7 protein-coding genes are annotated in these 12,089 nt (G+C 70.7%); all 7 read right to left on the minus strand.

The features are described from left to right. On the minus strand, positions 1–3,915 hold a 3,915-nt coding region (locus NG1_RS09045; RefSeq protein ID WP_245659844.1), incomplete at its 3' end, for a non-ribosomal peptide synthetase. A gap of 179 nt (positions 3,916–4,094) precedes the next feature. Further along, positions 4,095–6,566, minus strand: a complete 2,472-nt coding sequence (locus NG1_RS09050; RefSeq protein ID WP_062969613.1) for an FAD-dependent monooxygenase — start codon at positions 6,564–6,566, stop codon at positions 4,095–4,097. Between the two features lie 306 nt (positions 6,567–6,872). Next, entirely contained in the window at positions 6,873–8,060 is a 1,188-nt protein-coding gene (locus NG1_RS09055) for a bifunctional RNase H/acid phosphatase (protein ID WP_062969614.1), read from the minus strand. Positions 8,061–8,091: 31 nt separating this feature from the next. After that, entirely contained in the window at positions 8,092–8,829 is a 738-nt protein-coding gene (locus NG1_RS09060; RefSeq protein ID WP_062969781.1) for a zinc ribbon domain-containing protein, read from the minus strand. 72 nt (positions 8,830–8,901) lie between these two features. Then, positions 8,902–9,546, minus strand: coding sequence for a hypothetical protein (locus tag NG1_RS09065; RefSeq protein WP_062969615.1), 645 nt, complete (start codon positions 9,544–9,546; stop codon positions 8,902–8,904). 136 nt (positions 9,547–9,682) lie between these two features. After that, on the minus strand, positions 9,683–10,792 hold the full coding sequence (locus tag NG1_RS09070) for a Nif3-like dinuclear metal center hexameric protein (protein ID WP_062969616.1): 1,110 nt from the start codon (positions 10,790–10,792) through the stop codon (positions 9,683–9,685). A gap of 231 nt (positions 10,793–11,023) precedes the next feature. Next, positions 11,024–12,064 (minus strand): Rv2231c family histidinol phosphate aminotransferase CobC, encoded by a 1,041-nt coding sequence (cobC, locus tag NG1_RS09075; RefSeq protein WP_062969617.1) that lies wholly within the window; start codon positions 12,062–12,064, stop codon positions 11,024–11,026. Positions 12,065–12,089: the final 25 nt, after the last annotated feature.

Here is a 12,089-nt window from a genome sequence, read left to right on the forward strand (position 1 = left end):
CTGGTGCACCCCGAGCGCGGTGAGCGCGGTGGGTTCGGCCCCGGCCAGGGCGGTCGACCAGTACTCGCGGGCCGCGGCGTCGTGCGCCGCGCCCTGCTCGGCCTGCGCGTACTCGGCGAGCACGGTGGCCGGATGGGCAGTGGCCTCCACCTGGGTGCGGGTCATGCCGATGTGGTTGAGGTAGTCCAGCAGCAGTTCCAGCACCGACGTGGCCACACTCCAGCCGTCCAGGATGGCGTGGTGGAAGCTCAGCACCAGGTCCACCGTGCCGACCGGCTCCTGCGGGCCGGGGCGGACGAAGACCCGGATGGCGAACAGCGGAGCGAGCGCGATGTCGTACTGCGCGTGGGCGCGCTCCTGGAGATAGATCTCGATCAGGTCTTCGCCGTCCGCCTCGCCCATGTCGCCGAGGTCGACGATCTCCAGCTCGTAGTGCGGTGCGACGTGCACGATCTGCAACGGGACCGAATACCTGCTCAGCTCGAACGACGAGCGCAGCGCGGGTTGCCGCCGCACCAGCCGGTCCACCGCGTCCCGGAATTGCGATTCGTCCCAGGGGATTTCGAGCCGATAGCGGAACACGTCCTTGTAGGTGACCGAGTCGGCGCGCTCGACGCTGTGATACAGCATGCCCAGTTGCAGGGCCGTTGCCGGGAACGCGTCCTCGGCCTGGTGCAGCGCGGCGCGGTCGATCAGCGGCACCGTTTGCAAGGGGGCCGCGATGCGCCCGCGCTCGTCGTGGCGGTCGTCGCGCACGACCCTGGCCAACTCGGCGATGGTCGGCGCCTGGTAGAAGGCGTCCACGTCGAAGTAGAGCCCGGCGCGCTCGGCGGCGGTGCGCACGGCCAGCGCGAGGATGGAATCGCCGCCGTGGGTGAAGAAGTTGTCGTGCACGCCGATCGACTCGACGCCCAGCACGGTGCGCCAGACCTGCGCGAGCCGGGTCTCCACCGCGGTGCGCGGCGCGCCGCCTGCCGCCTGCTCGGCGCCGTGGCCGAGGACGAGTTGCTCGGCGAGTGCGCGCCGGTCCAGTTTTCCGTTGCGGGTCAACGGTATCCGCTCCACCCGGATCAACCGGGACGGCACCATGTAGCGGGGCAGCCGGGCCGCGAGTTGCTCGGCGATCTCCTCGCCGGAGACGTCGGCGCCGACAAAATAGCCGACCAGTTGCACGCCGTGCGCCTCTGAGACCTCGTCCACCACGGCCGCCGTGCGTACCCCGGCGCAGCCGAGCATGGCGTTCTGCACCTCGCCGAGGGTGATCCGGTTGCCGCGGATCTTCACCTGGTCGTCGAAGCGGCCCAGGTACTCGAGGTTGCCGTCGGGCAGCCATCGCGCCAAGTCCCCGGTGCGGTAGCGGCGGCGGCCCGGCACCCCGCGGTCGTCGACGAACGCCGCCGCGGTCAGCTCGGGCTTGCCGCGATAACCGCGGGCCACACCCACACCCGCGATGTTCAGCTCCCCCGGCACCCCGACGGGCACCCGGCGGCCGATGTGGTCGAGCACGAGCAGGTCGATGTTGGCGATGGGACGGCCGATCGGCACCACGTCCGGCGACTCGTCGGCCGGGCAGTCGAAATAGGAGACGTCGACGGTGGCCTCGGTCGGGCCGTAGAGATTCACCAGCTGCGGCGCTGTGGCCCCGGCCGCGGCGAAGACGGCGTGGAACCGGCGTACCAGCGCGGGCGGTAGCGCCTCGCCGCTGCAGAACACCCGTCGCACGCTGCCGATCCGCGCGACCGTCGCGGGGTCGGCGGCCAGCTCGTCGACGAACGCGGCCAGCATGGAGGGCACGAAATGCAGCACCGTCACGTCGTGCGCGGCGATCGCGTCGGCGATGCGGCGCGGATCGCGTTCCCCGCCGGGTTCCAGCAAGGCCACCCGGGCACCGGTGATCGCCCACCAGAACAGCTCCCACACCGACACGTCGAAGGTGGCCGGCGTCTTCTGCAGGATCACGTCCGCGGCGTGCAGGGGGTAGCGCCGCTGCATCCAGGTCAGGCGGTTGACCACCGACCGGTGTTCGATCATCACGCCCTTGGGCACGCCCGTGGAGCCCGACGTGTAGATGAGGTACCCGAGATCGGCCGGGTGCGACACGCTTTCGACGCCGCGCGCCGGGACGGTGTCGGCCACCGCGATGCTGGTGATGCCCAGCTCGTCGAAGACCGCGCGATGCCGCGGCCCCGCCACCACGAAGCGCGCCCCGCAGTCGGCGAGCACGGTTCGGATGCGGGCGGCCGGAAAGTCCGGGTCGAGCGGCACGTACGCGCAACCGGCCCGCAACACGCCGAAGATCGCGACGAGCATCTCGGTCGAGCGGGGCAGCACGACCGGGACGCACTCGTTGCCGGTGACGCCCAGCGCGTGCAATCTGGCGGCGAATCCATCGGCGAGCGCGGACAATTCGGCGTAGCGCAGCGGCTGTTCCCCCGAGCCCGCTATCGGTTCGATCGCGATCCGCTCCGGATGCCGGGCGGCCACGTCGGCGACCAGCCGGTCGATGGTCGTGTACGGGAACTCCTCGCGCGGGCCCGCTTCGAACGCGGCGATGGCGGCCTGCTCCCGCGCGGGCATCAGCGGCAAGGCCGAGATCGGCACTCCGGGCCGGTCCAGCGCCGCCACCAGCAGCGCCCCGATGCCGCGCACGACCGACTCGAACGGGAAGTTCTCGTCGAAGACGTCCTTGTCGTAGTAGAGCTGGAGGTTCAGCGAGCCGTCGCGGGCGTGCTCGACGCCGAGGATGTTCAGCGCTTCGAGCACCGTGCCGGGATTGACGATGTCGAGGGTGCCGAGGATCTTGTCCAGGTGATCCGACGGCGGCATCTTGATGTAGGAGTAGGCGACATCGAACAGCGGCGGCGCCGTCGGGTCGCTGCTGAGCGCACGCGCCAGGTCGCCGTACGGAAAACGCTCGTAGCGCTTGAGTTCCCGGATCTGCGCGGCCACCTCGGTGGCGACCGCCGACAGCGGCTGGTCCGGGTCGACCCGGATGCGCAGGGGCACCACGTTCGTCCGGTGCCCGGCGGTGCGGAAGGTCTCGGCGCTGTGCCGGTTGAGCATCGGGACCCCGATCACCACCTCCTCGGAGCGGTGAATGGTGGTCAAGTAGGCGGCCAGCGCCGAAACGGTGAACGCGAAGACGGAGAAGCCGGTGGCCCGAATGCGATCGAGGAAAGCGGGTTCCACCACTACGCGCCGACGTCCCCGGTTGACGTCGGGGGTGCTCGCACGGCCGGAGAAGAGGGCGGGGACCACGCCCTCGAAGCGGCGCACCAGCGCGTCCCGATCCGCCACCCACTGCGCCGAGGACAGATACTCCTCGTGCTCGGCGGCGATCTTGCGATAGGTGGCCGCGCCGCGATCGGTCTGCTCGGTGACCGGATCCGGCTCGGCGAGCTGGTCGAGCGACAGGTCTTTGCGGCTGTAGTTGTCCACCAGGGCGCTCCACAGCGCGTTCACGCCCCAGCCGTCGATCATCGCGTGGTGCATCGCCACGTAGAGATGGAAATGGTCGGGACCGTCGACCAGCGCGGCGATCCGGAACGGCTGGCGCGGCGGGGAGGGCGTCACGTTCGCCCGGTTCACCCAGTCGCGCCGCGCCGCGGCGGGATCCGACGCCCAGCTGAGATCGACCAGCTCGACCTCGGGTAGCTCGTCGCAGACCCACTGCCAGAAGCGGCCTTCGGAGAACTCGAACCTCAGGCGCAGCGCGGCGTCAGCGAGCAGCGCCCTGCGGACCACCGCGCGCAACCGGGCCATATCGAAAGGCTCGTCCATGAACGCGCAGTAGGCGTTTCGGGTGACCGGCGCCGGGGCATACCGGTAGGAAACCGACAACACATCGCGCTGATAGGCGCTGACCGGCCAGGCTTCGGGGGGTCTTTCGGTAGTGGCAATCGGTTCGAATGGCACAGTCACTCCTATCGCGACAGTCGCGGCACCGGCCGTGCGCAGATCTACCCAAGCCCACCCTGATCACTGTCGCGCAAAGCTGCTACCACGCTTATCAAGTTATCGATATCGCGAATCACGGCATCGGCTCTGCCGATGCCGCGACTCTGCTGTTGTTATCGCGGTGTATGCGCGGCCGGTCAGCAGGCCGACAGCAGCGCGCGCACGCTTTCGTCGGCGAGACGGTCGGCCCGGTCGCGTGATACGGCGGGCTCGACGTAGCCGATATTGAGGGACAGCTCGTTGTGCGTCGCGTTGGCGGTTGCCATGATGAAACCGCTGACGGACATGCCGGAGACGAACTGCGCGCCCTCCAGCTGCCAGGAGCCGATCTTGTCCGGGAAGGGGTAGTCGCCCAGGTAGGTCATACAGAGATGACCCGGGCCGCGGGTGTCCATGAGTTTCACCGTGGACGCACTGGCCGACACCGACTTCGGCGCGGCCACCTTCAGCAGGTTCAACGCGGACAGATGGTCGCGCCGATCCATCCGCGCACCGTACTCCCGCTCGATCTCGGCGGCGATCTCCCACAGTGACGCCCACGGGGCGTACTTCGCCGGGGTGGCGATCATGCCCTGATAGGTGCCGACCTCGGTGTCGCCCGCGGCGCCGTCGAGATGGTCGCGGAAGTTGACCGAGCTGCCGACGGTGTACCAGGTGGCCTTCTCGGTGCCCGCCTCCCTGGCCGCCGCGATCAGCAGCGCGGCGGAGAGGGCGGCCTGCAGGCCGACGCCGTGGCGATCACAGCCCGCGGTGAGCGCGTCGAGCCGGTCGGCGTCGAGGCTGCGGTGCACTACCCGGCTGCGCCGCTGTGCGGGCGGCGCCAGCGTGGTGGGCTCCAGCCTGTGCGGCTTGCGCAGCTGCGACTTCTGGTCGCGCAGGAACGAACCCGCGGTGCGCAGCGCACCGCCCGCGCCCTGGAAGCGCGGCGGGAACAGCTCCTCCGGGCCCGGCCGCACCGGGGCGGGCGAGAAGTCCGCCGCTTCCCCGGCGGCGACTTGGAGCACCTGCTTCGCCACCGACAGCGCGCTCTCGCCGTCGGCGATGGCGTAGTGCAGCGTGACGATCAGCTCGTTGGTGCCATCGGTCTCCTTGATCAGCACCGCCCTGGCCAGCGGGCCGGTGCGCCAGTCGAACGGCTCGCGCAGTTCCACCTCGTCGGCCTCGGCCAGCCAGTTCGTGCTGTCCTCGGATTCGATCACACGCAGCGGAATCGGCGCCTGCACCGGCACGAAACGCGGTGCGGTGCCGTCGGGTTCGGCGGCGACGGCGACCCGCAAGAGCGGATGTCGGCGCTGCACCTCGTCCAGGCCCGCGCGGATCTGCTCGACCTCGACGTGCCCCCGGATCCGCACGCGCGACAGGATGTGCAGCGGCGCCAGCTGATCGGCGATCCAGTGCCAGCGCTCGACCGGCGAGAGCGGGCGCGGCAACCGGGCGGTCGGCCCGTCCGGCGCCGGGAAGGACATCGGCTTGCCGAGTTCGCGCAGGAAGAATTCGGTGGGGGCGTGCCGGAAGTAGGTGTCGCGCACCCGCACCAGGCGCGGGTCGGTGGTCTGCTCGATCTTGGCCAGCGAAGCCGAGCCGTTGACGAACATGGCGGTGCGGTCGGCGCGCAGTTTCTCGTAACGACGCAGTCCCGCGACCGGATCCAGGGAGTTGCGCAGCACAGCGGCCAGCACCACCGCGTCCTCGATGGCGGCGTTGGCGCCCTGGCCGAGGCTGGGCAGCATCGGGTGCGCCGCGTCGCCGAGCAGCGTCACCCGGCCGCGGCCCCATTGGGCCAGCGGCGGACGGTCCTGTGCGGGCACGGCCAGGATCGCCGCCTCGTCGGTCTGCTCGATGCAGGCGCGCACCTCCGGCGCCCAGTCGGCGTAGAGGCGCAGCAGCTCTTCCTTACCGCCCTGCCAGTTCGCGGCCTCGTCGGCGGGCAACGTCTTGGTGCCCCACCAGTACACCCGGCCGTGGCCGATGTCGTGGATGCCGAAACGCATTCCGGTGCCCCAGAAATGCGCCGAGAGGCCGCGGGCGACGTTGGGATGCTCGAAGGGGATGCAGGCCAGCCAGCACACGAAATTGCCGGGGCGCGGCTCGGCGCGGCCGTGCAATTGGGCCCGCACCACCGAGTGCATGCCGTCGGCGCCGACGAGCAGATCGCCCTCGGCGACCCTGCCGTCGGCGAACTCGACGCGCACGTGCTCGCCGTCGTCGACGAAGCGGGTGGCTTGCGCCCCGACGAACGTCGGTGTGTCACCGATCTCGCGCAGCAGCACGTCGTGCAGGTCGGTACGGTGCAGCGCGACGGCGGGAGCGCCGAGCTGGGCATCGAGCCGGTGCACGGGGAGCACCCGGATCGGGCTGCCGTCGGGGTTGCAGAAGCGGAAGGTCTCCACCCGGCCGCCGCGTTCGAGCAGTTGCTCATCCAGACCGAGGCCGAGGGTGCGCAGTGCGTTGATTCCGTTGGCCTGCACGGAAAGTCCGAAGCCCTGCGCCCGCAGCTCGGGACCCGCTTCATATAGTTCGACGCCGAAACCCGCCTGCCGCAGAGCAGCCGCGGTGGTGAGTCCTCCGATCCCTGCCCCGAGAACGACAACCTTGATCGGACTGCTCATCGAACCTGCACTCTCATCGAACCACTCGACGGCACAGGACCCCCTACCGCGACGCGGCGCGAGCGACACTGCCCGCGCGAAACCGTCCCACCGAGCAGCACTGATCGAGGCCACCGCGGCGACCCCGACCAGGCAGCTGGACGCCTGTGCCTGACCGACCGGAAGCCTACCGCTACTCGCCGCGCAAGGCAGAGTTGAAGTGAGATTCACCGCATCGCGCGATTGTGAAACGCAAATGTGTTGAAATGAGGCATAATTCGCCCTCCGCGCACCACATTCGCCCTCGATTCGGGCGCGGCGGCGGCCTCAGAGGTAGGACGTATCGTTCACCAGACGCACCGAAGACCCGCCGTCGAGATAGAACTCCGCTATCGATAGCGACGCCAGATCCAGATGCAACCGGTACAGCAACGCGGGGCCGACATCGAGGGCCAGCCGAAGCAATGTCTTGATCGGGGTCACGTGGCTGACCACAACCACATTGGCGCCGGGGTAGCGTCCGAGCAGATCGCGCAGCACGGCCTCCACCCGCTGCAAGACCTCCTCGAAGCTCTCCCCGCCGGGTGCCGCGACGGTGGGATCGCCGATCCAGCGGGCGTGCAGGCCGGGATCGCGCTGCGCGGCCTCCGCGAAGGTCAGCCCCTCCCACTCGCCGAAGTCGGTCTCGATCAACCCGTCGTGGACCTCCACCGGGACCTCGAGCGCGGCGGCGGCCGCCTCCGCGGTCTCCCTGGCCCGGCCGAGCGGAGAACTGATCACCGCGGCGATACCGCCTTTGGCGGCGAGCATTTTCGCGGCCCGCGCGGCCTGCTCCCGGCCCAAGGCGGTGAGCGGCGGATTGCCTCGCCCGGAATACCGGCGCTGCAACGACAATTCGGTTTGACCGTGGCGAAGCAGCAGCAACCGGGTGGGACGACCGGTGGCACCGGTCCACCCCGGCCCCTGCTGCGCGGATTCGGACTGCTCGGCGTTCGCGTCCCTGACTTCATCGATCCAGCTAGGCAGAGCGCGCTCGGTGACCGCCAGGGCCGGGTCCGCGGCCTCCCGCGCGTCCGCGGCCTGCGCGGTGGCCTCCGCGACGCCGGTGCCCTCGTCCATGGCCTCGTTCGCCAGCCGGTCGGCGTGCGAGTTCTGCGCGCGCGGAATCCAGTTGTAGGTCACCCGGCCCAATCCGGCGGCGATCCTGCGGGCTCGATCGGCGAGCGGGATCAAGGCCGCGTGCTTGATCTTCCAGCGACCGGACATCTGCTCGACGACCAGCTTGGAATCCATGCGCACCAGCACCGACTCGGCGCCCAGTTCCGCGGCCGCCTCCAATCCGGCGATCAATCCGCGATATTCGGCGACGTTGTTGGTGGCGATGCCGAGGAACTCCCGGCGCTCGGCGAGCACCCGGACGTGGCCTGCGTCGTAGACCACCGCACCGTATCCGGCCGGACCGGGATTGCCTCGCGATCCGCCGTCGGCTTCGACGATCACCTCGGGCAAGCTCATCGCTGTGCCCGGACAGCCGGTCGCGGCGAGCTCACAGCCCCGATTCCTTGGTCCGGACCAGGATCGCACCGCACTCCGGGCAGCGCACGATCACGTCGGGTGCGGTCTTGGCGATCCGCGCGATCTCGCCGCGATCGAGTTCGATGCGGCACGCGCCACAGCGGCGAGCCTGCAGCAGCGCGGCGCCCGCGCCGTGCTGTTCGCGCTGCCGGTCGTAGATAGCGAGCAGTTCGCCGGGCAGCTTCGCCACCGAGCCCCCGCGATCGGTCTCGCAGCGCGTCTGCGCCACGTCCAGATCCGCGAGCGCCTCGTCGCGCTGACGCAGGGCGACGGCGAGTTCCTCCTCGGTCTTGCTCAACCGCGCGCCCGCGTGCTCGTAGTCGGCGGCGGAGGCTTCGCGCCGCTCCATCACCTCGAGCAGCTCGTCCTCCAGCACCGAGCGGCGCCGCTCCAGGCTGCCCAGCTCGTGCTGGATCTCCGAAAGCTGTTTGGCGTTCACCGTTCCCGCGGCGAGCATGGCCTTGTCGCGCTCCTCGCGCTTGCGCACCGCCTCGACCTCGCCCTCCAGCTTGCGGATGTCGCGGTCGAGATCGTCCAGCGCGATCTGCACGGCCACCGCGGCGTCGGAGTGCGCGTTGCGCTCGGCTTCCAGTCGCGCCACCTCCTGCTGCTCGGGCAGCACGGTGCGGCGGTGCGCGATCCGGGTCAGCTCGGCGTCGACGGCGGCGAGCCGCAGCAACTCGGCCTGGAGCGGGGGTTCGACATTCAACGCGGGCAAACTCCTGGACGGGGTGGACGGGACTGGTGTTCAACCGTACCCCGCCGGACCGGCGGACCCGCGTCAGCCGCCGACGGTGCGGGTTTTGATGGCGTCGCGGGAGATGTAGACGTCGTACTCGCCGGGCACCGCGATCACCGCGTTGCCGTAGGCCGAGCGCACGAACGGCTGGGTCCACCAGCGGCCCTCGCGCATGTCGGCGAAGAAGTCCTTGTCGCCGTCGTTGAGGAAGATCTGGTTCTGCTGGGTCGCGACGCCGTCGAGGCGCTGCCCGTACAGGCGGCTGATCCGGTAGCCGGAGTGGAAGCCAAGGGCGTTGACCCACGGCTCCAGCTCCACGATGCCCGCTTGCAGCACCCACATGTCGCCCTCGACGCGGTAGGTCTCGCGCTGTTCGGGGTGGTCGTCGTCGCCGTAGAGGATGAGATCGACGTCGAGCTGGTGTTCTTGCCCCGCCACCGGCTTGGCCACCACGTGGGCCGCCTTGATCTCCCCGGTCAGGCCGAGGTACGTCTGCAGCAGGGTCGCGATCCACAGCAGCACCGCCGCGACCAGCAACAGCGCGAGCCCGCCGGTCCCGCGCGCGAGCAGCGGCCGCATCCCGACCCGGCGCGCGGCGATCAGGCCGGAGACGATCAGCGCCAGACCGGCGACCAGCAGCAGGATCAGCCCGATCTGCACGAGCCCGAAATCAACCGGGAAGTTCATGCGGTAGTTGTACCCCGCTCGAACTACTCGATTCACCCAAACCGGCCAACCTTTTCCGGCGCGGCGCGGATACGCCCCGACACGCCGTCGCCGGTTCGTCGCCGCGACAACGGCTTCGGACGCGCAGGTGCGGCGCTCAGCCCGGCGCGCGTACCGTCCACGGGTCGGTGCGCAGCGTGGACACCCTGGTCTCCAGGCCGGGCAGGGCGGTTCGCACCACCGTCTCGGCCTGCGCGCACCAAGGGAATTCGGTCGCCCAGTGCGCGGCGTCGACCACGGCGGGGCCGCCCTTGCGCAGGTGCTCGTCGACCGGATGGTGGCGCAGGTCGGAGGTGAGGTAGACATCGACGCCGAGCCCCGCGGCCCTGCCCAGGTAGGAGTCACCCGCGCCCCCGCACACCGCCACGGTGTAGACGGTGCGGTCGGGATCACCCGCGGCGCGAACACCCCACGCGGTGGGCGGGAGAGCGCGGCCTACGCGTTCGGTGAAGGCGCGCAACGATTCCGGTTCCGGCAGGGTGCCGACGCGGCCGATGCCGAGCGACGACGGCAACTGGGCGCGTTCACTGATGTGATAGGCCGGGTCCGCGCTCGGATGGGCGGCGCGCAGCGCGGCGAGCACGGCCGAACGCGCCGCGGGCGGTGCCGTCACCTCCACCCGGTCCTCCTCGACGTGCTGGAGTTCGGTCAGGGAGCCTTGCTCCGGAGTGGGCCGGAACTGCCCTGTCGCGGGCACCCGCAGCGCACAGTCGCAAGCGTGTTCCCGCCTACCCGCTCCGGCGGCGAAAAGCGCGGCGAGCACCGCGTCGGTGTGCGTGCGTGGCACCTGGATCACCCAGTGATCCACGGCGGATTCGGGTTTCGCGTCCAGCGGGCCGGTCACCGTGAGGCCGAGCGCCGCGGCGAGCGCGTCGGACACGCCGGGGTCGGCGGAGTCGGCGTTGGTGTGCGCGGTGAACAGCGCGCAACCGGAACGGATCAGCCGGTGCAGCAGCGCGCCTTTCGGCGTGCTCGCCGCGACGGTGTCGACGCCGCGCAGCAGCAGCGGATGGTGCACCACCAAGGCCTGCGCGCGCCAGTCGATCGCCTCGTCGACGACCGCCGCGGTGGCGTCGACCGCGAACAGCACCCGGGTCAGTTCCTCGGCCGGGTCACCGCAGACCAGGCCGACCGAGTCCCACGGCTCGGCCAGCGCGGGCGGGTACGCCGCGTCGAGCACCCCGATGAGATCCGCGAGCGTGGTCATCGTCCACCTTCCTTCGCTTCCGTCCTGCACTGCTTCACTGGGTTCTTTCCGGATCGGCTCGGATCTCGAGCACCCACCCGTGGCCCGAACGCGCGATAGCCGTATGGCTGACGCGAGTCCGGAGCCGACGGCACATTCCGGCCGAGACGTCCGCCGCGTGTGACACCCATCCCCCGCACGGCCGGGGCGAAGCATCGAATCCGCACTCCCCGCCTGATCGAAGCGGTGCGCCTACCGGACATCGGCCGACCGGATCGCGGCGATCAGCCGATCGACCTCCTCGACGCCACGGACCGCGACGCGCAGGTGGTCCGGGCCGAGACCGGGGAAGGTGTCCGCACGACGGACCGCGATGCCCTCGGCAGCCAGGTGTTTGCGCAGCAATTCGCCGTCCGCCACGCGGACCAGCAGGAACGGGCCTTCCGCCGGCGTGTGGACTTCGACGCCCAGCCCGGTCAGGCGCTCGATCATCGCCGCACGGTGCACGGCCAGCGCCCGCGCGCAGCGCTCGGACTCGGCCACGGCGGACGGGCTCGCGGTGGCGGTGATCGCCTCCAGCTGCAAAGTGCCCAGCGGCCAGTGCGCCCGCCCGCGGTCGAGGCACGCGAGCACTTCCGGTGCGCCGAGGAAATAGCCGCAGCGCAGCCCCGCCAGCGCCCACGTCTTGGTGAGGCTGCGCAGCACGAGCAGGTCGGGCGCGGAGTCGGCGGCGAGGGATTCCGGCTCGCCCGCCACCGCGTCGGCGAAGGCTTCGTCGACCACGATGACGCGGCCCGGCCTGCGCAGGGCGCGGATGGTGGCGGCGGGATGCAGCACCGAGGTCGGGTTGGTCGGGTTGCCGAGCACCACCAGGTCGGCCTCGGCGGGCACCGCGGCGGGATCCAGCCGGTAGGGCGCTTCCAGCACCACCCTGGTGACCGGGACGCCCGCCTCCCGCAACGCGAGTTCCGGCTCGGTGAACGACGGGTGCAGCACCGCGGCCGAACGCGGCGCCAGCCGCGGCAGCAGCGCGAACCCTTCCGCCGCGCCTGCCAGCAGCAATACCTCGCCGGGACCGCGGCCGTGCCGGGCCGCGACCGCGCGACGGGCGGCGTCGGCGTCCTCGGCGCTCGGATAGCGGCCCAGATCGGACAACCGCTCGGCCAGACGACGCCGCAGCCACTCCGGTGGTGCGAGCCCTTGGACGTTGACCGCGAAATCGAGCATGCCGGCACGCGCGTCCACGTCGCCGTGGTGACGCAGTTTCGCGCGATCGACGGTGTCCTCGGCCACGAGAGCACACCCTACGTGGCGGTCC

The sequence above is a fragment of the Nocardia gamkensis NBRC 108242 genome (assembly GCF_001612985.1).
GTDB lineage: Bacteria > Actinomycetota > Actinomycetes > Mycobacteriales > Mycobacteriaceae > Nocardia > Nocardia gamkensis.

Excerpts from the sequence above, each read along its gene's own strand:
- NG1_RS09050 (WP_062969613.1), bottom strand. The coding sequence starts at position 6,566 with ATGAGCAGTCCGATCAAGGTTGTCGTTCTCGGGGCAGGGATCGGAGGA.
- NG1_RS09055 (WP_062969614.1), bottom strand. The coding sequence starts at position 8,060 with ATGAGCTTGCCCGAGGTGATCGTCGAAGCCGACGGCGGATCGCGAGGC.
- NG1_RS09065 (WP_062969615.1), bottom strand. The coding sequence starts at position 9,546 with ATGAACTTCCCGGTTGATTTCGGGCTCGTGCAGATCGGGCTGATCCTG.
- NG1_RS09070 (WP_062969616.1), bottom strand. The coding sequence starts at position 10,792 with ATGACCACGCTCGCGGATCTCATCGGGGTGCTCGACGCGGCGTACCCG.